This is a genomic window from Solwaraspora sp. WMMD1047 (genome assembly GCF_029626155.1).
Taxonomy (GTDB): domain Bacteria; phylum Actinomycetota; class Actinomycetes; order Mycobacteriales; family Micromonosporaceae; genus WMMD1047.
On sequence record NZ_JARUBL010000001.1, the window covers coordinates 7,740,685 to 7,762,053 of the forward strand.

The following is a 21,369-nucleotide window of genomic DNA, read 5'->3' on the forward strand; positions in this document are numbered from 1 at the left end:
CCGATACGAGGCACCCGTCAGACCCGGGTACGAGGCTGGTAAGAAATCCCGGCTGCCACCACCGATCGCGGCGCTGCCGGGTCGGGAGCTGATGCTGCTCGTCGTGGCGTCACGCGCGAGTCCCGCGCCGGCTCAGTGTCCCGCTGATCCCGCGGTGTCGTTGCCGGTGGTGCCGGGGGCCGGCGGGAGCCAGACCGTGAAGCGGGCGCCGCCCTCGGTGGCATGGCCGGCCTCGATCCGGCCGCCCAGCCGGCGGACCAGCCCGGCCGCCAGCGCGAGCCCGAGGCCGCTGCCGACCCGGCGTACCCCCGCGTAGCGGTCGCGGAGCGCACCGCGCTCGAACGCGACCGCGAGGTCGTCGTCGGTCAGACCCGGCCCGCCGTCGCGGACCTCGACGATTCCCCCGGCCGGGGTCGCCGGCCGGGCAGCGACGACGACCGGCGCCCCCGGCGGCACCACCCGCAGCGCGTTCTCCAGCAGCCCGTCGACCACCTGCCGGATCCGGCCGGCATCCGCGTACGCGGACACCCGGTCCGTCGGGGTCCCGGCCGTTCCGGCCGGCGGTAGTTCGGCGCGCAACCCCACCCCGTGCGCGGCGTACCGCCCGCTCCACGCCTCGACGGCGTCGGTCACCAACCGGGCCAGGTCGAGCCGGGTGGGCTCCAGCGCGAAGTCGACCGCATCCAGCCGGGCCAGTGCGAGCAGGTCGCTGACCAGCCGGTCGAGGTGCACAGCGGCGGCGAGCACGGTCTGCCCGGCCCGCTGGCCGCCGGCGTCGGCGACCACCCCGTCGGCGAGCGCCTCGGCGTACCCCCGGATCGTGGTCAGCGGGGTGCGCAGTTCGTGCGAGACGGAGAGCAGGAACTCCCGCTGCCGTCGCTCACTGGTGGCCAGCGCGCTGGCCAGATCGTTGATGGCGTGCGCCAGGTCGGCGATCTCGTCCGGCGGTTCCACCGGCACCCGGACGTCCCGCTCGCCGGCGGAGAGCCGGGCTGCCACGGTGGCGGCGGTGCGGATCGGCCGGGCGAGCCGGCGGGCCAGCAGGGTGCCGGCCACCACGCCGGCGACCAGACCGGCCAGCAGCGGCACCCAGAGGCTCGGTCCGACCAGCCGCCAGAGCCCGGTGGCCAGCGGTCGGGTCAGCACTACGCCGTTGCCGCCGGGCAGCCAGCGCCCCTCGACCAGCGACACCTCGCCGCGGACCAGCCGCCGGCCGGAGAAGTTCCGGCCGCCGGCGATCCGGTCGACCACCCCGGGCGGCAGCCCGGACCGGTCGGCGACGCCATCCCGGATCAGGTACGCGTCGATGGACTGGTCGGCGAGCTGCCGGATGATGCGGTCCTGACCGACGGTCGGATCGGGGCCACGGTCCCGGGCGAACCTCGGCCGGAGCGCCTCCGCCGCCAGCCGGGCCTGCGCGGCCAGCGCCTCCCGGGCCTGCCGCTCCGCGGCGCGGGCCGCCAGCGGCACCGCCACCGACGCGGTGACCAGCACCGAGACCAGCGCGACCGCGCAACCGACGAGCACCGCCCGGGCGGTGAGGGTGCGGCCGATCCGGTCAGGCCGCACAGGCGTACCCGACCCCGCGGTGGGTGCGGATCACCTCAGCCCCGACGCCGAGCTTGGCCCGGACCTGCGCGACGTGCACGTCGACGGTGCGGGTGCCGCTGTGCGCGGCGTACCCCCAGACACTGGCCAGCAGCTCCTCCCGGGTGAAGACCCGGCCCGGCCGGGCCATCAGGTGGGCCAGCAGGTCGAACTCCGTCGAGGTGAGCTGGACCGGCTCGCCGCCCACCGCGACGGTGCGGCGGGCCGGGTCGAGCGCGACCGGGCCGACCGCCCGCGGCTGCTCGGTGAGCTCCGGCCCGCCGGCGCAGCGGCGCAGCACGGCCCGTAGCCGGGCCACCAGCTCCCGGGGGCTGAACGGCTTGGTCAGGTAGTCGTCGGCGCCCAGTTCGAGGCCGACGATCCGGTCCACCTCGTCGTCCCGGGCGGTCAGGAAGATCACCGGTGTCCAGTCGCCGGTCGAGCGGAGCCGCCGGCACAGCTCGGTGCCGGTGAGGCCGGGCAGCGCGATGTCGAGGACGCAGGCCACCGGCCGCAGCCGCCGGGCGGCGGCCAGCCCGGCCGCTCCGTCGTGCTCCACGTGTACGCCGAAGCCGTCCCGGGTCAGGTAGAGCCGGACCAGCTCGGCGATCGGTCGTTCGTCCTCCACCACCAGGACGAGCCCGCGCTGTGCCGGGGCGCCGTCGTCGCTCACTCGACCATGATGGCCGACCGGCGGCGTCCGCGCCCCGGCGGAATTGTTCGGAGTCGGTAAGGGCGCTTTGGTCAGCCGGGCACCGGTACCCGGCGCTCGGGTCGCCCGGCTCGGCGGGTGGCGGCCGGCCGGAAGACGTGGCTGAGCAGCGCGTCGACCTGCCATGCCTGCTTGGGGGTGGCGGCCCGGATCAGGAACCGTTCCCGGACCCCGTCCATCGCGGTGACCGCCAGCTCGACCGCCGGCAGTCGGAGGTCGGGGCTCCAGGTGACGTTGCTGAGGTGCCGCAGGTCGGTGTTGAGGTGTAGCCGCAGCCGGTGCAGCACCCGGCTGCGCTGGGTGACCACCAGTCGCCGGTAGGTGAGCAGCAGCAGGTATTCGCCCCGACCGGGACGGTCCGGCCGGGTACACCGCCGGACCAGTACCGGGGTGTCGCCGGCCTGCATGCACCGCCGGAGGATGGAGAGGTGCCGGTGCGCGCTGAGCGCGGTGACGCCGCGTCCGGCGAGTCCAGCAGCCTCGGGTCCGGTGGCGTTGGTCAGGAGCGAATCGGAGAAGACGTCCATGCCGATTCAACGATGTGTCATCGAACCATGACGCGGGGTAGGCATGGATGAAAGTGAAATTACAGAAGTTCCACCTATAGAAGTTCTACTACCGTCGCGTTCGCCATCCCGCCGCCCTCGCACATCGTCTGCAGGCCGTACCGGATGTCGTTGTCCCGCATGTGGTGCAGCATCGTGGTCATGATCCGGGCGCCCGAGCCGCCCAGCGGGTGGCCCAGCGCGATCGCGCCGCCACGCGGGTTGAGCCGCTCCGGGTCGGCCTCGGTCTCGGCCAGCCAGGCGAGCGGAACCGGCGCGAACGCCTCGTTCACCTCGTACACCCCGATCTCCTCGATGCCCAGCCCGGCCCGACGCAGCGCCTTCGCGGTGGCCGGGATCGGCGCGGTGAGCATCAGGACCGGATCATCCGCCGCGACCACGGCGGTGTGGATCCGGGCCAACGGCCGCAGACCGTGCCGCCGCGCCCACTCCGAGGTGGTCACGGCCAGGGCGGCCGCCCCATCTGAGATCTGCGAGGCCGACCCGGCGGTGACCACACCGTCGGGCCGGAACGGCGTGGCCAGCTCGGCCAGCTTGGCCAGGCTGGTGTCCCGTCGGATGCCCTGGTCCGCGTCGAGCTTGCCGTCGGCGAGCGCGACCGGCGCGATCTCGGCGTCGAAGGCTCCGGCGTCCTGGGCGGCGGCGGCCCGGCGGTGGCTGGCCAGCGCGTACTCGTCGAGTGCGGTCCGGGTGAACCCCCAGCGGGCGGCGATCAGCTCGGCACCCACGCCCTGGTTGAACGGGACCGGCTCATCGGCCGCGAAGCCGTCGACCCCCCGGTAGCGGTCCCGCACCAGCCCGCCGTACGGCAGTCCGGCCGCGCCGTCGGCGGACGGCGAGCTGGCGCCCATCGGCACCCGGGTCATCGACTCCACCCCACCGGCGACCACCAGCTCGGCCTGGCCGGCGAGCACCGCCGCCGCGGCGAAGTGCACCGCCTGCTGGCTGGAACCGCACTGGCGGTCGAGCGTCGTACCGGGCACCGTCTCCGGCCAACCGGCCGCCAGCACGGCGTTGCGGGCGACGTTCCACGCCTGCTCGCCGACCTGCGACACGCAGCCCCAGATCACATCGTCCACATCGGCGGGCTCGAACCCGGTCCGCTCCGCCAGCGCCCGCAGCACGTGCGCGGAGAGATCGACCGGATGCACGCCGGCGAGTCCGCCCCGGCGTCGCCCCACCGGGGTGCGCACCGCGCCGACGATTACCGCGTCCCTCATGACCGCACCCCCGCTGATCTCGCCCGAGTCTTGGTACCCATCGGTAACTTGATCCTCCGATCGTACGTCCTGCCGGGTCGGCCTGGCAGTCTGGAGCGGTGCAGAACGATCCGCTCAGCCATCGGCAGTGGCGGGTGCCCGCCAAGGTACCCGTGGTCAAGTTCACCGCCGCGGTGCTGTTCGCCCTCGTCGGGCTTCTGCTCGCGGACGGCGATCCGGTCCGGCTGGTGCTGGCCGGGGTCACCTCGGCCGCCCTGGTCGGCTGGGGGCTGCGCGACCTGCTGCTGCCGGTCCGGCTTACCGCCGACCCGGTCGGACTCACGGTGGTCAGCGGGCTCGCCGGCCGGCACCGGCTGCCGTGGTCGGCGGTCGACCGGATCGTCGCCCACGGCCGGGGCAGTGTCCGGGGTCACCAACTGGAGATCGACACCGGCGACACGGTGCACGTGCTGACCGGGTCCGATCTCGGGGCGTCCCCGGACGAGGTGGCGGCCGAGTTGCGGGCGCTGCGGGCCGACGGGTCAACCGCCGGCTGAGGCGATCCCCAGTGCGGTCAACGCGACAAGCACCAGCAGGATCGCGGCGCACCCCACCGCCTGCACCAGGGTCCGGTTCTCCCGCGGCGCGTACGCCAGGATCGCCGCCGCGGCGGCCCCGGCGACCAGCCCGCCGAGGTGACCGGCGATCGAGATCCCGGCGATGGTGAAGGTGAGCACCAGGTTGATCGCCAGCACCCCGATCACCGCCGAGGTGTCCCGCTTCAACTTGCGCAACACGATGAAGAACGCGGCGAAGAGCCCGAAGACCGCGGTCGACGCGCCGGCCGCGAGCGCGTCCGGGCTGATCAGGTACGCCGCGACGTTGCCGCCGATGCCGGCCAGCAGGTAGAGCGCGAGGAACCGGGCCGGGCCGAGCACCGCTTCGAGATTGCGGCCGAGCACCCAGAGTGCCCACATGTTCAACAGCAGGTGCAGGATGCCGTAGTGGATGAACATGGCGGTGATCAACCGGTAGACGCCCCCGTCGTCGACGCCCGGGTAGACGTCGCCCTGGCCCGGGTAGGCCCCCAGCGCCACCGCGCCGTCGCGCAGCACGGTCACCGACGGGCCGACCACCCCGCCGAGCGCGTGTAGCTGGCCGGCGTCGGAGAAGAGCCCGGCCGCCAGCGACGCCCCACCGCCGGAGAGCAGCACGCCGATCAGCGCCGCCAGCACGTTCAGGCCGATGAGCGCCTTTGTGACGTACCCCTCACGGCCGGCGACACCGCCCCCGAAGGCGGTGCGCGCCGGCCGCTGGGTACGTCGGCCCTCGGCGACGCAGTCGGGGCACTGGTGACCCACGGCCGCGTCGCGCATGCAGTCCGGGCAGATGGAACGCTCACAGCGCGAGCACCGGACCCAGGTTTCGCGGGAGGGGTGCCGATAGCAGACCGGACCAGCGGTCGGCGGCGACTCGCTCACGTCATCCCCCCGGTTCGCCCACACTGCTCACCCATGGGCGCCAAGGCTACCCCGACCCGGCGATCAGTCGTTGCGACGCTCGATCTCCACCCGCTCGATGATCACGTCCTGCAGCGGACGGTCGGCCGGGTTGGTGGGGCTGGTCGCGATCGTGTCCACGACCTTCGCCGACTGCTCGTCGGCGACCTGGCCGAAGATGGTGTGCCGGTTGTTCAGGTGCGGCGTGGGGCCGACCGTGATGAAGAACTGCGAGCCGTTCGTACCCGGTCCGGCGTTCGCCATCGCGAGCAGGTACGGACGGTCGAAGCGCAGCTCCGGGTGGAACTCGTCGGCGAACTGGAAGCCCGGCCCGCCGCGCCCGGTGCCGGTCGGGTCGCCCATCTGGATCATGAACCCGCTGATCACCCGGTGCGAGATGGTCCCGTCGTAGTACGGGCCGCTGCCCGGCTGGCCGGTCCGCGGGTCGATGTACTCCTTGGTGCCCTCCGCCAACTCGACGAAGTTGCGGACGGTCTTCGGAGCGTGGTTCGGAAAGAGCTCCAACCGGATCGGGCCGTTGTTGGTATGCAGGGTGGCGTAGACAGCCTCAGCCACGGGTACTCCCTCGGTGGTAGTGATCCGCCGGCCGGAAGCACTGGCCGGCATTTCCATGGTCAGGTTCCATACGGATCCTCCCATGTGCCCGTTCACGCGGCGCGGAGGCATCCGAAGGTGGAGGATGACAGGGACCAACTCCAAGGAGGTGGGAAGGTGTTTGGAATCGGGCGACGCAGATCTCACAGGCAGCTCGCAAAGGCCGAGCTGGGCGAGGGGATCGGCCATCTGCGGCTGGCCGCCACCCACGCGGCGGGCGGGGTCGGCGCGACGGTCGGGCCGCGGGTGGATGCCGCGCGGCGGTACGTGGCGCCGACGGCGACCAGGGTCCGCAGCTCGGCGGTCGACGGCTGGGGAGCGACCATGAGCGCGGTCGCGCCGCTGGCGGTGGCCGCGGCGGACGGTGCCCGGCAGGCCGGTTCCGCCGCCGGTAAGAGCCGGGCCGGCAAGGCCACCAAGGCGCGGACCAAGGCCGCCGCCAAGGCGACCCGGGCCGCGAAGAACAAGGCAACTCGGCGTGGCCGGCCCGCCCGGCGCTGGCCGGCGATCGCCGGACTGGTGGCGGCCGGCGCCGCGATCGGTGTCGCCGGGGCGGTGGTCATGCGCCGCCGTCGGCAGGCCGAGTGGGACTCCTACGATCCCGCACCCGCCCTCGACACCCTGCCGAGCGAGGCGGTACCGGTGCTGGCCCACACCTCGGCGGACCCCGGCCGCAAGCCGGCGAGCGGGGAGCGGACCGAGGTGATCCCGGCAACGGCCACCACGACCGCGCCGAAGGCCAGCTCAGCCGCCACCCCGGCGGCCTCCGCGACCACCGGGACCGCCGCGACCTCCACGGCCGCCGGGACCAAGCCGACCGCCGCCGCGAAGTCGCCGGCCGAGGTGAAGTCGCCGGCCGGTACGAAGTCGGCGTCGGCCACGCCGGCGGCGACCTCGGCGGGCAAGTCGTCGAGCACGCCCAACGGGCGGGCCTGACCAGCCGGGCAGCCCAGTCGGGCCGGCGTCACCACCTACGGTGGCGCCGGCCCGGGGCGCGCCCGGGGATCAGAGCCAGCCGTTGCGCCGGAACGACCGGTACAGCGCCAGGGAGATCGCCAGCATCAACGCGAGAACGACCGGGTAGCCGTACTTCCATTGGGTCTCCGGCATGAAGTCGAAGTTCATCCCGTAGATGCCGGCGATGGCGGTCCAGACCGCCGCGATACCCGCCCAAGCCGCGATCTTGCGCATGTCGTTGTTCTGTTCGACCGACACCTGGGCCAGCCGGGCCTGCAGGATCGAGTTCAACAGATCGTCGTACGAGTTGACCTGCTCCACGGTGCGGGTCAGGTGGTCCTGCACGTCCCGAAGGTAGCGCCGGATCTCCTTCGGCACCTCGCGGTTGATCTGCGCGGTGAGCGTCATGAACGGACGCTGCAGCGGGACCACCGCCCGCTTGAACTCGACCAGCTCGCGCTTCATCTGGTAGATGCGCTGGATCCGGCCCGAGGTCTGCCGGGAGAAGACCTGCTCCTCCAGCCGGTCCAGGTCGTCCTCGATCCGGTCGGCGACCTCCAGGTAGAGATCGACCACCCGGTCGGTGACCGCGTACGCCACCGCCCACGGGCCGTGCGCAAGCAGCTCCCGCCGGGCCTCCAGGTCGGCCCGGATCGGGGCGAGCCGGCAGGCGTCGCCGTGCCGGACGCTGATCACGAACTTCGGCCCGATGAAGAGCATCACCTGGCCGGTCTCGACCACGTCCGAGGTCTCCGTCAGCTCGCCGTGACCGACGTACCGGGCGGTCCGCAGGACCAGGAAGTTCACCTCGCCGAAGCGTTCCAGCTTCGGCCGCTGCTCGGCCTTGACGGCGTCCTCGACGGCGAGCTCGTGCAGCCCGTACGCGTCGGCGATGCCGGCCATCTCAGCCGGGCCGGGCTCGTGCAGGCCGAGCCAGACGAAGCCGTTCGGCTCCCGCCGGGCGGCCTCCAGCGCGGCCACGTAGTCCCAGTCACCGGGCTGCCGCACCCCGTCGAGGTAGAGCCCGCAGTCCACCACCGCCTGGTGGCTCGGCCCGGGGCCGGTCGCCGACCGGTGGCCGGCGTCGGCGGTCAGGATCCGGGTCACCGCCCGTACCGGCGCCGTCCAGGCGCGGGGGCGCACTCTCGGGCTGCCGTCGGGTCGTAGCCCGTTGTTCCGCTGACTCATCGGTCCACCTCCCCACCGGCTGTGAACAGTACGCCGGGCCGGGGCGGCGCCGGGTGGACCGACCGCGTCGGGGGGGTAGATGTGCGGCCGGTCCACCCGGCGCCATTTGGGGGCGGGGGGTAGTGCTCAGTGCGCCACCGCGGGGACCCGGCTGGCCGCTCACGCCGAACGGGCGCCCGACCGACTCCAACGCGAGTGGTGCTCGCAGCATTGTGGGCCGAGCGCCGCGCTGGGGGGAACCCCGGGCGCCCACGGAAGGGCTAGTGTCGGATATCCGACATGATGCACGCGTTTACTGGCTACCCGCAGCGTCCGCCGCTGGCGACGACCTACCGCCGGACGGCCGCTGCCGCGTCGGCGAGCCGGCGTACCCCGTCCTCGATCCGGTCGGCGGTGACGGCCGAGAAGGCCAGCCGAAGCGAGTGGTGCCCACCCTCCAGTAGGAAGTCACTGCCCTTGACGACGGTCACCCCGCGTTCGGCGGCCGCCGGCACCAGCTCGTCGATGTGGACGTTCTCCGGCAGCTCCACCCAGAGGAAGTAGCCGCCATCCGGCTCGGTGAAGCGGGCCTCGGGCAGGTGGGTCCGCAGCGCCTCGGCGAGCACCCGGGCGCGCTCGCCGAGCGCCGACCGGACGGTCTGGATCGAGCGGTCGATGTCGCCGGAGACGCAGAACTGGTGCACGATCGCCTGCGCCACCATGCCGGGCGAGATGTAGAGGTTGGTGGCCCGCTTGGCGATGTCGGCGATCAGCGGAGCCGGCCCGATCAGGTAGCCGACCCGCACCCCCGGACAGACCGTCTTGGTGAAGCTGGAGGCGTGTACGACCGAACCCCGCTCGTCCATCGAGAGCATCGACGGCAGCGGCTCCCCCCGGAACCGGATGTCGGCGTACGGGTCGTCCTCGAAGATCGTGAAGCCGTACTCGGCGGCCAGACCGAGGAGCCGGTGCCGCTTCTCCAGGGAGAGCGTCACTCCCGCCGGGTTCTGGTAGTTCGGAATGATGTGCGCCAGCTTCGGGCGCAGCCCCGACTCCAGCAGCTTGCCGAGCTCGTCGGTGTCGATGCCGTCCGACTGGATGGTCACCGCCTGCACGTCGCCGCCCTGCTGCCGCAGGTTCAGCAGCGTCCGGTCGTAGGTCGGACGCTCCACCACCACGGCGTCGCCGGGGCTCACCAGGTAGTCGAAGAGGAACGCGTCGGCCTGCAGCGAGCCGTTGGTGACCAGCACCTGATCCACGGCGACGCCGTGCTTCTCGGCGATCCACCTGCGCAACGGGGGGTAGCCCACGGAGGTGCCGTAGGCCGAGACCCCCGCGGGGTCCTCGTCGAAGGCGCGGCCGGCCGCCGCCTTGAGGCCGGCGATATCGACGATGTCCAACGAGGGCGCCCCGCGGGCGAAGGAGATCAGCTGCTCGGCAGTCATGACTACCGAGCGTACGGGCGCGAGATGGCGCTTCGGTGCAGGTGGCGCCGATGTCCGCATTCTGGACGAGCCGCGCCGGCCGGTCGGCACGGTCGCCCCGGTTGCCTCAGATCGGCGACACCGGCCGGCGCTCCGTCCAGACCCGCACGATGTCCCGAACCGAGATCACGCCCAGGACCTCGCTCCCCTCCATCACCACCAGGTGCCGGAAGCCGCCCCGGGCCATCGCCGCGGCCGCCTCCTCCACCGTCCAGTCCGGGCCGGCGTACACCGCGTCCCGGGTCAGGTGCGCGCCGGTCCGCTCGGTGTCCACGTCGAGCCCGGCGCCAACCGCATTGAGTACGTCACGTTCGGTCATGATCCCGACGCCTTCGGAGTCGGGATCGAGCACGATCGCCGAGCCGACCCCCCGGCTCGACATCATCTGGGCAGCCTGTCGAAGCGTGTGCTCCGGACCGACCACGAGAACCTGGCTGGACATGGCATCCCGTACCTGCATCGCGCATCACTCCCGTAGTGGCGGACCGGTACGGACATACTGGACGGCCCGCCATCGAAGTACAAGAGTCGACCTGTCCAGGCGGGTCGGCCGCTGGATACCCTCGGCTGGTGTCCACCGAGCCCCTACGCTGCACCGGAGCCCTGATCGTCGACGACGACGGCCGGATCTTCTTCCAGCGCCGCTCCGCCGAGCGGCGGCTCTTCCCCAACGCGTGGGACGTCGTCGGTGGCCATCTGGAACCCGGCGAGAGCGTGGAGGACGCGCTGCGCCGGGAGGTGACCGAGGAGACCGGCTGGACCGTCTCGGTCGTCCTCGGGCCGGTCGGCACCTACCGGTACACCGGGGACGACGGGCTCGAACGCCTGGAGACCGACTTCCTGGTCCGGGTCGACGGTGACCTCAGCCGCCCCCGGCTGGAGGTCGGCAAGCACACCGAGTTCCGCTGGCTCGCCGAACACGAGGTGGCGGTCCTGGACGAGTGCCGCGACGTCAACGACGGCCTGATCCGCCGGATCGCCGAGGACGGCTTCGCCGCCCTGCACCTGATCGGCCTGTGACGGATCATCGAACGGTGATCGACCCGAGCCGGCGACCGGTGCTCGACCCGGCGCCGTCGGGCGACGAGATCCGGTTCCCACCACACCAAGCCGCCGGTCTCGTCGCGCCCGCCGTCGACCGGCTCTACCGGGCCGCGATGGCAACCGCCCGGGCCCGGGGCGGCGCCGACCTGAGCCGCCGCTACGGCGGCCCCGCGGCCACCGGCTATCTGATCGAGTTCCGGACCCGGCTGGCCGTCCCGGGCGGCACCGTCAGCGGCGCCGGACTGGTCGCCACCACCCGCCACCAGGATCCGGCCGCCCGCCAGCGGGAGATGGACAAGCAGGTGGCACACGGGATGATCCAGCGGGTCGGCGACGGCTTCACCGCCACCGACCGCGGCCGGTCCTTCCTCGCCGACCTGTACGAGCTGCACGGCCGGGTCACCGCCGAGCTGTGGAGCGCCCACCGGAGCCGGGTCGACCGCCTCGCCGACCTGGCCGGCCGCCTACTCACCGCCGCGACCGGCAGCGGCTCGACCGCCGGCGCCACACCCCTCGACGGGTCCTTCGGGGCGGTCGCGCCACCGTACGAGCCGGACGGCACCCCGCCGGGACTGCTGCTGCTCAACCGGCTCGGCGCCCTGCGCCACCACCGGGCCGACGCGCACGCCGCGGCCTGGACCGCCGCCGGTCACACCCCGCAGAGCATCACCGGGCTGGCACCCGGACCGGAGCTGCTGGCGATCGACCTGGAGACCGACCGGCGGGCCGCCGCCCCGTACGGCGCGCTGGCCCCCGGGGAGCGGCTGGCGCTGCTGGCCGACCTCGCCGCGCTGCCCGGTTGAGCCGGCCCCGGGACCGGCACCGGCGGGACCCCCGGTGACGCAGGGCTATCCTGCCCCGATAGCCGTTGGCAAGTGAGAGGATCTCGTAATGATCGGTATGGTGCTCGCCGCCGGTGCCGGGCGCCGGCTGCGCCCGTACACCGACACGCTGCCCAAGGCGCTGATCCCGGTCGCCGGCCAGACCACGATCCTCGACATAGCGCTGCGTAACCTCGCCGAGGTGGGGCTCACCGACGTCACCGTGGTGGTCGGCTACGCGGCCGACGCCGTCGAGTCCCGCCGGGCCGACCTGGAGAAGACGCACGGCGTCCGGCTCACGCTGGTGCCCAACGACCGCGCCGAGGAGTGGAACAACGCCTACTCGCTCTGGCTGGCCCGGGACCACTTCGCCGACGGCGCGCTGCTGGTCAACGGCGACACCGTGCACCCGGTCGACGTCGAACGGACGCTGCTGGCGCAGCGCGGCCCCGGCGTGCTGCTCGCCGTCGACAACCTCAAGAAGCTCGCCGACGAGGAGATGAAGACCACCTTCGACGACGCCGGCCAGCTCACCCGGATCACCAAGCTGATGGACCCCGCCGAGGCGTACGGCGAGTACATCGGCGCCACCCTGATCGAACCGCACGCCGCCGCCGGCCTGGCCGACGCACTGGAGGCCACCTGGCGCCGAGACCCGAACCTCTACTACGAGGACGGCTACCAGGAGTACGCGGACCGCGGCGGCGAGGTCCGGGCCGCCCCGATCGGCGACCTCTCCTGGGTCGAGGTCGACAACCACGACGACCTGGCCCGGGCACGGGAGATCGCGTGCCACTACTAGCCCGTACCGTCAACACCCCGCTCGCCATCGAGGTCCGCCGCGGCGCGGTGGCCGACCTCGGCGAGCTCCTCGCGGACCGGCGAATCTCGGCCGGCGGCGACGTCGCCGTGGTCGTCGGCCCGGGTCAGGGTGAGCGGATCGCCGAACTCTGCCTGCCCGGCCTGGGCCGGGCGGACCTGTTCACCGTCGTCGGCGGCAGCCTGGACGCCGCCCACCAGCTCGGCGAGAAGCTGCGGCAACGCTCCTACGACGCGGTGGTCGGCATCGGCGGCGGCAAGACCATCGACACCGCCAAGTACGCCGCGTCCCGGTACGCGATCCCGATGGTGACCGTCGCCACCAGCCTGGCCAACGACGGGATCGCCTCCCCGGTCGCCTCGCTGGACCACGACGGCGGCCGCGGTTCGTACGGCGTACACATTCCGATCGCGATCGTGGTCGATCTGGACTTCGTCGACAACGGCCCGGACGGGCAGACCAAGGCCGGCATCGGCGACGCGGTGAGCAACCTCAACGCGATCGCCGACTGGGAACTGGCCCACCAGGTCCGCGCCGAGCCGATCGACGGGCTGGCCGTCACGCTGGCCCGCACCGGCGCCGAGGCGCTGATCAACCACCCGGGCACGATCACCGACGACGAGTTCCTGACCACGCTCGCCGAGGCGCTGATCCTGGGCGGCATCGCCATGTCGGTCTGCGGGTCGAGCCGGCCGGCCAGCGGCGGCTGCCACGAGATCTCGCACGCGATCGACCTGCTCTACCCCGGCACCGGCTCGCACGGTGCCCAGGTCGGCCTCGGCGCCCTGTTCTGCACCTTCCTGCGGGAGGACAAGGTCCGGTTCGCCCAGCTGTCCCGCTGCCTGCACCGGCACGGGTTGCCCACCACCCCGACCGAGCTGGGGCTGACCGACGAGGCCTTCGTCGCGGCGGTCGTACACGGCCCGCAGACCCGACCGGACCGGTTCACCATCCTCGAACACCTGGACCTGTCCCGGGCACAGGTCCGCGACCGGCTGGCAGACTACGTCGATGCGCTCAAGCACCACGTCTCCTGACACCGCCCCGCCCGAGCTGGCCGACTTCTACCGGGCGAACCGGGGCGGGGGGCTGTTCAGCGAGGCGGTGAGCCAGCGGATCGGCGCCGGGCTGGCGCTGGCCGGGCACCGGCTCGGGCTGGCCCCGACCGTGCTGACGGTGGCGAACCTGCTGGTCGGCCTGGTCGCCTCCGCGGTCGCGGTGGCCTTCGCCGGCCCGGTCTCCGACGGCGACCTACCGGCCTGGCCGGTCGGCCTGGCCGCCCTGCTCGGCTGGCAGCTCGCGTACGCCCTGGACTGCGCGGACGGCCAACTGGCCCGGGTCACCGGCCAGCGCAGCCCGGCCGGCGCCCGGGTGGACATCCTCTGCGACGTGGCCGCCCAGATCGCGCTGGTGAGCGCGCTCGCCGCGACCGCGGTGGCGCACCGGCCGGGGCTGCCGGTCTGGCTGATCGCCGCGTTCGCCGGCACCTGGATGGTCAACCTGGTCACCTCGGTGATGCAGGCCGGCCCGAACCACGCCAGCATGGTCACCTCGACCTCGCTGCCGGTCCGGCTGGTCAAGCTGATCCGCGACTACGGCGCGGTGATCGGCGTGGCCGGGCTGGTGCTGACGGTGGCGCCGGCGCTGACCGTCTGGCTGCTGGTGGTGTTCGTCGTCGTCAACGGCGGGTTCCTGCTCGCCAGCATCGCCTTCTCGGCCCGCGCCGCGCTCAGATCAGCGGATGCCGGATGACGTTCTCCTCCCGGCCCGGCCCCACCCCGACCACGCTGACCCGGGTCCCGCAGAGCTCCTCGATCCGCTCGATGTAGCGGCGGGCGTTGGCCGGCAGGTCGGCCTCCGACCGGACCTTGGAGATGTCCTCCCACCAGCCGTCGTGCTCCTCGTAGATCGGCGTGGCGTGGTGGAAGGCGGTCTGCGTCATCGGCATGTCGTCGAACCGCTCGCCCTCGATTTCGTACCCGACGCAGATCGGCACCTTGGCCAGGCCGGTGAGCACGTCGAGCTTGGTGACCACCAGGTCGGTGATGCCGTTGAGCCGGGTCGCGTACCGGGCCACCACCGCGTCGAACCAGCCGCAGCGGCGCTCCCGGCCGGTGGTGGTGCCGTACTCGGCGCCGACCTTGCGCAGGTGGGCGCCGTTGTCGTCGAAGAGCTCGGTGGGGAACGGCCCGGACCCGACCCGGGTGGTGTACGCCTTTGTCACGCCGATCACCTTGCTGATCGCGGTCGGCGGGATGCCGGCCCCGACGCAGGCCCCGCCGGCGGTCGGGTTCGACGAGGTGACGAAGGGGTAGGTGCCGTGGTCCAGGTCGAGCATGGTCGCCTGGGCGCCCTCCAGCAGCACGATCTCGCCCCGGTCCAGGGCGTCCCAGAGCATCACCCGGGTCTCCGCGATGTACGGGCGCAGCCGCTCCGCGTACTCCAGGTATTCCTGGGCCACCGCCTCGACGTCGAGCGCCTTGCGGTTGTAGACCTTGAACAGCATCTGGTTCTTCTCGCGCAGCACCAGGTCCAGCTTCTTGCGCAGGATGCCCGGGTCGAGCAGGTCCTGCAGCCGGATGCCCATCCGGGCCACCTTGTCGCCGTACGCGGGGCCGATGCCCCGGCCGGTGGTGCCGATCCGGGCCTGGCCGAGGTAGCGCTCGACCACCCGGTCCAGGGCCGAGTGGTGCGGCATGATCAGGTGCGCGTCGCCGGAGATCCGCAGCCGGGACACGTCCACCCCGCGCTCGGCCAGCCCGTCGATCTCGCTGAGCAGCACCTTGGGGTCGACCACCACCCCGTTGCCGATCACGATCATCGCGCTCGGCGAGAGCGCACCCGAGGGCATCAGGTGCAGCGCGTACTTCTGCCCGTCCGGGGTGATCACCGTGTGGCCGGCGTTGTTGCCGCCGGAGTAGCGCACCACGTAGTCGACCCGCTCACCCAGCAGGTCGGTAACCTTGCCTTTGCCCTCGTCGCCCCACTGGGCGCCGATGAGCACGATCGCCGGCATCTTTTTACCCGCCTCCAGGGGGCTCGGGTGCCAGGTGGCGACCGCGTGGCGAGCCCGAGGAAGCAGATTAACAAGTAGTGACGGTCCGGCCGGCATCAGCCGGCGCGGAGACGGGAGGCGACCGGGGTGTACGACGTGCTGCTGCTCACCCTCGGACCGGGCCGTGCCGAGCCCGGCGGGTGTGGCGGAGGGGGCGCGGCAGCCGGCGGATGCTGCGGAACCGGTGGTCCCGGGCCGGTCGAGGACTGCCGGGACACGCCGCGGGTGCCGGTACTGAGCTGCGCCGACGCGCTCACCGCGGCGGGCGCGCGAGTGGAGATGATCACAGCCCGGTCGGACGCCGAGATCGACGAGACGTTGGCCCGCCTGGACGCCCCGGCTCGTCCGGACGGGCTCACCTGGCCCGATCAGGAGACCAAGACCAGGCTCGTGGTCGCTACCGCAAGTGACGCTCAGTTACGCGCCGTCGTGCGCCGACTCGTCCGCCGGTACGCCCCCGCGCCGAGCCGCCGACCCGCCGACCTGGCGGCCGACCGGACCGTGCCGGACCTGCCGCCGGTCGGGTTGCTCCCGCTCGATCCGATGTCGCGATCATCCGACACCGAACCAGCCGGGTCGACCGGGCCAGCCGGGTCGACCGGGCCAGCCGGACCGGTCGACCTGCCGGGCCGGCTCGGGCTTCCCCGGGACCCGGCCCGGGTGGCCGCCGCCGTGCTCGGCGGCCGGGTCCACCGGCTCGACCTGCTGCGCAACGACGGCGGTTCGGTCACCCTGGACGGTGCGCTGATCGGGGGCGCCGACGAGGCCGGCCGGCCGGTGCCGTGGCGAGGTCGGGTCGAGGTGGACGACGCGGTGCTCTCCACCGGCGACGACCCGCTGCTGGCCTGCGTGATCGGCAACGGCACCGGGTACGCCGTCCACGAGGGGGTGCCGTTGCTAGCCGCCCCCGACCCGGCCGATGGGCAGGTCGACGTCGCCGTGGCGGTACCGGTGACCGTCCCCACCGGATCGGGTGGCAGCCGGGTACGGCTCGAAGTGCGACGCGCCCGGGGCCGCGCGGTTTCGGTGCATCCCCGCGACGGCGAGGTGCCCTATCTGGACGACGGTGTGGACGGCTCGCTGCGGCGCAAACGGTCGTGGTGGATCGAACGCGGCGCCTGGGCGGTCTACCGCGACTGACCCCGCCGGCCGGCTTATTCGCCCTTCCGCCCAACCGGCTGCCACCGGCCGGCATATCCTCGGGCAGGAGGAGGGGAGAGTCAGCGTGATGGACGACCATACCGACCGGGTACCCGTGCCGGGTCAGGGCGCGGCGGTGCCGTCGCGTGAGGTCGAGCCGTTCTGGCCGCCGGACGAGATCGTCGCCGGACCGAGCCAGGTCGGCGGGCCCGCCCCGACCGTCGCCGCCGAGCCGGCCGCCGACACTGTCGACGGTCCGCCCGCCGGTTCGACGAACGGCAGTGGTCAGGGCAACGCGGCTGACCCCGGCGTGGCGGCCGGCGCCGGCAACCTCCCGGGGAGCGCCGGCGCGGACGGCACCGGTGCGTCGCATCCGGTCACGGACCTGCCCACCCGCGCCTGGCCGCTGGTCGCCGGACCGCTCTCCACGGCGCCGCTCTCCGCCGGCGACGAAACAGCGACCCCGGTCGGACCGGCGGGCGGTCAGGATTCCGCCGGGATCCCGTACACCGGCCAGCCCGGGACGCCGGGCGCGGCGCCGGCCAACCGCACGGTACGGCTGGACATCCCCTTCATCATGGACGAACCATTCACCACCGGGGCCACCCGCACCGGCGACCCCACAGCCGCACCCACCCACCCGGCGGTCCCGCCGGGCACCCCAGCTGTCGCGCCGGCCGATCCAGCAGCCGGGCCAGGTGGTCCGGCAGTCGAGGCGCTGACGGCGGCCCCGACCGGCTGGCCGGCGCCCGAGCCGGCGCCGACCCGGCCGGCCGGCGCCAGCCGGCCGCCGACCGCGCGGTCCGCCGCGGACCAGGCCGACGCCGACGGCCATCCGGACGGCAGGTCGACGCCCCCGACCACCGGTTCGCCGTGGTCCCAGCCGCCGCACCGCCCCGAGACCGGTTCGACGGCGGAGGGCGGCGACCCGGCACCGCTGCACGGCGGTCCACCGGTCACCCGTACCCATCCCCGGTCCGGCGGCGGAGTGCCGCGGGCACCCTGGCCAGGGACCGACCCCACCGGCGGCCGGCCGCCGGCCGGTCCTCATCCGGGCGTCACCGAGGTACCGCAGCAGCCACAGGAGGAGGCCGCCGGGGTGGTCCGGATGCCCGCACAACCCAGCCCCGGGCAATCCGCGCCCGGCTACCCGGATGGGCCACTGGACCCGGACGACTACCTGGAGTACCCGGAATCCACCCACCCCGCGGAGCAGCCCGGGTCGGACGAGCCGGATTCGGCCTACCCGAGCCTGAGCCAGCCGCCCGGCTACCCAGGGCAGGACCACCACCCGCCGACCGGTTACCCCGATGCCGGCTACCCGCAGCCCGGCCACCACCCAGCGCCGGGATATCCGCAGCCCGGCTACCCGGACCCCGGCCATCACCCCGCGCCTGGCTACCCGCAGCCCGGGCAGCACCCGGAGTCCGGCCATCCCCAGCCCGGCTATCCGGAGCTCGGCTACCCGCCGGTCGGTGCGCCCGGAACCAGCTATCCGCAGTCCGGCCCGGAAGCGGGATATCCCCAACCCGGCCAGCCGGAAGCCGGGTACCCCCAGCCCGGCCAGCCGGAACCGGGGTATCCGCAGCCCGGCCAACCAGCGGCCGGATACCCGCAGCCTGGTCATCCGGATGCCCGGTACCCGGCGGCGTCGTACCAGGAGGCGTCACCAGGTGGGGCGCCTCCGCAGCCGCAAGCGCCGCACCCGACCGGTCCCGGACCGGCATACCAGGTGCCAGCCCAGCATCCGGAGCTGCCCTGGGGTCCGGAGGCCGTCGCGCCGACCGCCGAGGAGTTCGCCCGGCGGCGGGCCACGCGGCCGGCCGATCCGGTCGCGAAGCTGGGCGTTCGGGCCGCCGTCAACAAGACCACCCTGGGCCTGGTCCGGCTACCCCCGGGCCGGCACGAACAGGAGCTCCGGCAGGACATCGAGATGGTCCGCCGCAACTTCGGCGGGCTGCGGCAGGTGACCGTGGTCAACCCCAAGGGCGGCGCCGGCAAGACCGTGGCGATCCTGCTGCTCGCGATGACGTTCGGCCAGCGCCGCGGCGGCTACGTGCTCGCCTGGGACAACAACGAGACCCAGGGCACCCTCGGGATGCGGGCCCAGCAGGACTTCCACTCCCGGACGGTCCGGGACATGCTGCGCGACCTCGGCCAGTTCCAGGGTGCGCACGGCCGGGTCGGCGACCTCTCCCAGTACGTCCGGTCGCAGGGCGAGGGGATGTTCGACGTCCTCGCCTCCGACGAGTCGGCCACCGGCGGCGAGATGCTCACCGCCGCCGCGTTCGCGGAGATCCGGGAGGTGGTGAGCCGGTTCTACAAGTTGATCTTCGTGGACACCGGCAACAACGTGCGGGCCCAGAACTGGCAGGCGGCGATCGACGCCACCGACCAATTGCTGGTCACCATGTCCGCGCGTAACGACTCGGCGGAGACCGCCGCCCGGATGTTGGACCACCTCGAACAGAGCGGCCGGCAACGGCTGGTCCGGCAGGCCGTGACGGTGGTCTCGATGCCGCCGTCCCGCAAGGAACTCGACCTGCCGGCCATCCAGCGCCACTTCGCCGCCCGGACCAGGGCCGTGCTGTTCGCCCCCTACGAGCGGTTGATCGACACCGGCGAACCGATCCGGTACGGCCACCTCTCGGGGGCGACCCGGGACGCCTGGCTCAAGATCGCCGCCGCCGTGGCCGAGGGCCTTTAGCCGGCGGGGCCACTAGACCGCGGCGCCGCCAGCCGTGGGGCCGCGGCGCCGCCGACCGTGGGGGTCGGCTAGCTGCTGGAGAGCGCGTCGCCGGCGGCCGGGTCGCAGTCGCGCAGGAACTGGGCGCAGCGGGCCGCCTCGTCCGACTCGCCGATCTCGCCGGCCGCCCGGGACAGCAGGTGCAGGCAGCGCAGGAAGCCCTGGTTGGGCGCGTGCGACCAGGGCACCGGGCCGTGGCCCTTCCAGCCGCTGCGGCGGAGCTGGTCGAGTCCGCGGTGATAGCCGGTCCGCGCGTACGCGTACCCGGCCACCACCTGGCCGTCGGCGACGGCCCGGCCGGCGAGCGCGGCCCAGGCCGCGCTGAAGGTGGGGAACCGTGCGGCGACCGAGGCGTACGCCTCGTCGGTGTCCGCCCGGGTCGCTTCGGCGAGGGCAGCATCGGCTTCGTCGTTGCCGGGAAGCAGGGTGGCCGGCGGCTCGGGCAAGAGGTTCTGCATCGGCCCATTCAACCCGTACCAGCCCCTGCCTGGCGAGCGGGAGCGCCGAGGGGGATGGCTGAACGGCCGAGGTCTTCGTCACGCGTGCGGCCGGTGCGGTGCGCGCCGCACTCGACTACAAATAGAGGTCCGGAGCCTCCCCAGGACCCGGTTAAGAGAGCCCGGTGACCTTGTGTCATCGGGCTCTCGCAATGTGTCATGGGAGGTGTACGACGCTCGCCCTCGGTGCGGCCGACTCGACCCGCCGGGAGAGGATGGCGGCGTGCCCTCACCGCCACCCCAGGACGTCCTCGACCCGCACGACACCACCGCGACCGAGGTCGAGACCCGCGCCGAACTCGACCTGCGCCTGCGGACCGGCAGCCTGGCCGGGCTGACCGTGCAGGGGTTGCGGCTGGATGTCGAGCCCGTCCCCGACCTGTCGACCGTCGACCTGACCGGGACCCTCTTCATCGGCTGCCACTTCGCAACGCGGCGGATCGAGGCGGAGATCATCGGTCGGGGGGCGCACGTGGTGCCCCCCTTCCCGGCGCTGCCGTACCCGACGCACCCACCCCGTCTCTACACCCCGGACGACCTCTGCGCCGGCTTCGCCGCCGGCGGGTTCGCCGGGATGTACGACACCGCGGTCTACCGGCATTTCCGGGCCCACGGCGGAGCGACGCCGGAGATCCGGGAGGCGCTCGCCCAACGCCTGCACGACCACGCCATCGACAACGCCCTGGCCGACGCCACCCGGACCTGGTTGTCCACGCACGGCGCCGGCACGGTGGTCGGGGTGATGGGCGGCCACGCCGTCGGTCGCGGCAGCCCGGAGTACCGCCTCGCCGCCATTCTCGGCTGGGAGCTGACCCGGGCCGGACGGCTCGTGGTGACTGGCGGTGGACCTGGGGTGATGGAGGCGGCCAACCTCGGCGCGTACCTGTCCGGCCAACCGGTCGGCGCCGTCGACGCGGCGATCGACGTGCTGGCCGAGGCGCCCGACTACACCGACCACGACCGCTACACGGCCGCCGCGCTGCGGGTCAGGAGCGAGCTGGGACCTGACCGTCGCCGGCCGCCGGGCCCCCGCGGCGCCGACGGCGGGACCGCCGGGCCGGTGGACTGGGCGCGCCGCGGTGGTCTGGCCATCCCCACCTGGCTGTACGGCCACGAACCGGCGAACCTGTTCGCCGGCCGGATCGCCAAGTACTTCTGCAACGCCGTCCGCGAGGACACCATCCTGCGGCTGGCCCGGGGCGGCATCGTCTTCGCCGCCGGCCGGGCGGGCACCGTGCAGGAGGTGTTCCAGGCCGCCACGAAGACCTTCTACGGCACCGACGGCGCGAGCGGAGCGTACGTCTTCCTGGACCGGGAGTTCTGGACCCGGACGCTGCCGGTCCAGGAGCTGCTCCGACCGCTGCTGGCACTCTCGCCGTACGGCGATCTGTCCGGTTCGGTGCACGTCACCGACGACGTACACGAGGCGGTCCGCATCCTCACCGCGACCGGGTGATGCC

At 73.3% G+C, this 21,369-nt stretch carries 21 protein-coding genes; 10 read left to right on the forward strand and 11 right to left on the reverse strand.

Annotated elements, in window-relative coordinates; all coding sequences use genetic code 11:
- Window positions 1-132: 132 nt before the first annotated feature.
- The 4 genes from O7627_RS35265 to O7627_RS35280 all read right to left on the reverse strand — a co-directional run bounded on the left by O7627_RS35265 (window position 133) and on the right by O7627_RS35280 (window position 4,085).
- Complete coding sequence (locus O7627_RS35265) at window positions 133-1,569, reverse strand: HAMP domain-containing sensor histidine kinase (protein WP_278097763.1); 1,437 nt, start codon at window positions 1,567-1,569, stop codon at window positions 133-135.
- A complete protein-coding gene (locus tag O7627_RS35270; protein ID WP_278097764.1) occupies window positions 1,559-2,260 on the reverse strand; it encodes a response regulator transcription factor in 702 nt (233 codons plus the stop codon). Before O7627_RS35270 ends, O7627_RS35265 begins: the two co-directional genes overlap by 11 nt.
- 71 nt (window positions 2,261-2,331) lie before the next feature.
- Window positions 2,332-2,826 (reverse strand): hypothetical protein, encoded by a 495-nt coding sequence (locus O7627_RS35275; RefSeq protein WP_278097765.1) that lies wholly within the window; start codon window positions 2,824-2,826, stop codon window positions 2,332-2,334.
- Between the two features lie 74 nt (window positions 2,827-2,900).
- Window positions 2,901-4,085 carry an acetyl-CoA C-acyltransferase gene (locus O7627_RS35280; protein ID WP_278097766.1) on the reverse strand — a complete coding sequence of 395 codons (1,185 nt, stop codon included), beginning with the start codon at window positions 4,083-4,085 and terminating at the stop codon, window positions 2,901-2,903.
- 98 nt (window positions 4,086-4,183) lie between these two features.
- On the opposite strand from O7627_RS35280, the gene O7627_RS35285 reads away from it, so the two are divergent.
- Window positions 4,184-4,621 carry a PH domain-containing protein gene (locus tag O7627_RS35285; protein WP_278097767.1) on the forward strand — a complete coding sequence of 146 codons (438 nt, stop codon included), beginning with the start codon at window positions 4,184-4,186 and terminating at the stop codon, window positions 4,619-4,621.
- Here O7627_RS35285 and O7627_RS35290 read toward each other — a convergent pair.
- Entirely contained in the window at window positions 4,607-5,545 is a 939-nt protein-coding gene (locus tag O7627_RS35290) for a rhomboid family intramembrane serine protease (RefSeq protein ID WP_278097768.1), read from the reverse strand. The genes O7627_RS35285 and O7627_RS35290 overlap by 15 nt on opposite strands.
- Before the next feature lie 63 nt (window positions 5,546-5,608).
- Window positions 5,609-6,139, reverse strand: a complete 531-nt coding sequence (locus O7627_RS35295; RefSeq protein ID WP_278097769.1) for a peptidylprolyl isomerase — start codon at window positions 6,137-6,139, stop codon at window positions 5,609-5,611.
- A 156-nt stretch (window positions 6,140-6,295) separates the two neighbouring features.
- Here O7627_RS35295 and O7627_RS35300 point away from each other — a divergent pair, with 156 nt between their 5' ends.
- Window positions 6,296-7,114, forward strand: a complete 819-nt coding sequence (locus O7627_RS35300; protein WP_278097770.1) for a hypothetical protein — start codon at window positions 6,296-6,298, stop codon at window positions 7,112-7,114.
- A 69-nt stretch (window positions 7,115-7,183) separates the two neighbouring features.
- Here O7627_RS35300 and corA read toward each other — a convergent pair whose 3' ends face one another.
- The 3 genes from corA to O7627_RS35315 form a co-directional block, all read right to left on the reverse strand.
- Window positions 7,184-8,323, reverse strand: a complete 1,140-nt coding sequence (gene corA / locus O7627_RS35305) for a magnesium/cobalt transporter CorA (RefSeq protein ID WP_278097771.1) — start codon at window positions 8,321-8,323, stop codon at window positions 7,184-7,186.
- A 329-nt stretch (window positions 8,324-8,652) separates the two neighbouring features.
- Entirely contained in the window at window positions 8,653-9,747 is a 1,095-nt protein-coding gene (locus O7627_RS35310) for a PLP-dependent aminotransferase family protein (protein WP_278097772.1), read from the reverse strand.
- A 106-nt stretch (window positions 9,748-9,853) separates the two neighbouring features.
- Window positions 9,854-10,246, reverse strand: a complete 393-nt coding sequence (locus O7627_RS35315) for a CBS domain-containing protein (protein WP_278097773.1) — start codon at window positions 10,244-10,246, stop codon at window positions 9,854-9,856.
- Window positions 10,247-10,356: 110 nt separating this feature from the next.
- On the opposite strand from O7627_RS35315, the gene O7627_RS35320 reads away from it, so the two are divergent.
- The 5 genes from O7627_RS35320 (at window position 10,357) to O7627_RS35340 (ending at window position 14,223) form a co-directional block, all read left to right on the forward strand.
- Window positions 10,357-10,806, forward strand: coding sequence for an NUDIX domain-containing protein (locus O7627_RS35320; protein WP_278097774.1), 450 nt, complete (start codon window positions 10,357-10,359; stop codon window positions 10,804-10,806).
- 14 nt (window positions 10,807-10,820) lie between these two features.
- The gene (locus tag O7627_RS35325) at window positions 10,821-11,633 is read left to right on the forward strand and encodes a hypothetical protein (RefSeq protein ID WP_278097775.1); all 813 of its coding nucleotides are present in this window, start codon (window positions 10,821-10,823) and stop codon (window positions 11,631-11,633) included.
- A gap of 88 nt (window positions 11,634-11,721) precedes the next feature.
- Complete coding sequence (locus O7627_RS35330; protein WP_278097776.1) at window positions 11,722-12,453, forward strand: phosphocholine cytidylyltransferase family protein; 732 nt, start codon at window positions 11,722-11,724, stop codon at window positions 12,451-12,453.
- Window positions 12,441-13,508: an iron-containing alcohol dehydrogenase family protein gene (locus tag O7627_RS35335; protein WP_278097777.1), complete on the forward strand. Its 1,068-nt coding sequence runs from the start codon at window positions 12,441-12,443 to the stop codon at window positions 13,506-13,508. The genes O7627_RS35330 and O7627_RS35335 overlap by 13 nt, the downstream gene beginning before the upstream one ends.
- A complete protein-coding gene (locus O7627_RS35340) occupies window positions 13,483-14,223 on the forward strand; it encodes a CDP-alcohol phosphatidyltransferase family protein (protein WP_278097778.1) in 741 nt (246 codons plus the stop codon). Before O7627_RS35335 ends, O7627_RS35340 begins: the two co-directional genes overlap by 26 nt.
- Here the strand turns inward: O7627_RS35340 and O7627_RS35345 are convergent.
- Window positions 14,201-15,487: an adenylosuccinate synthase gene (locus tag O7627_RS35345; protein ID WP_278097779.1), complete on the reverse strand. Its 1,287-nt coding sequence runs from the start codon at window positions 15,485-15,487 to the stop codon at window positions 14,201-14,203. The two genes, O7627_RS35340 and O7627_RS35345, sit on opposite strands and share 23 nt — an antisense overlap.
- A gap of 126 nt (window positions 15,488-15,613) precedes the next feature.
- Between O7627_RS35345 and O7627_RS35350 the strand changes: the two genes are divergently transcribed.
- Both O7627_RS35350 and O7627_RS35355 read left to right on the forward strand, forming a co-directional pair.
- Window positions 15,614-16,666: a hypothetical protein gene (locus O7627_RS35350; protein ID WP_278097780.1), complete on the forward strand. Its 1,053-nt coding sequence runs from the start codon at window positions 15,614-15,616 to the stop codon at window positions 16,664-16,666.
- 577 nt (window positions 16,667-17,243) lie between these two features.
- Complete coding sequence (locus O7627_RS35355; RefSeq protein ID WP_278098548.1) at window positions 17,244-19,373, forward strand: chromosome partitioning protein; 2,130 nt, start codon at window positions 17,244-17,246, stop codon at window positions 19,371-19,373.
- A gap of 68 nt (window positions 19,374-19,441) precedes the next feature.
- Here the strand turns inward: O7627_RS35355 and O7627_RS35360 are convergent, their stop codons facing one another.
- Entirely contained in the window at window positions 19,442-19,870 is a 429-nt protein-coding gene (locus O7627_RS35360; protein ID WP_278097781.1) for a DUF3151 domain-containing protein, read from the reverse strand.
- A 262-nt stretch (window positions 19,871-20,132) separates the two neighbouring features.
- Between O7627_RS35360 and O7627_RS35365 the strand changes: the two genes are divergently transcribed.
- On the forward strand, window positions 20,133-21,365 hold the full coding sequence (locus tag O7627_RS35365) for a hypothetical protein (protein WP_278097782.1): 1,233 nt from the start codon (window positions 20,133-20,135) through the stop codon (window positions 21,363-21,365).
- Window positions 21,366-21,369: the final 4 nt, after the last annotated feature.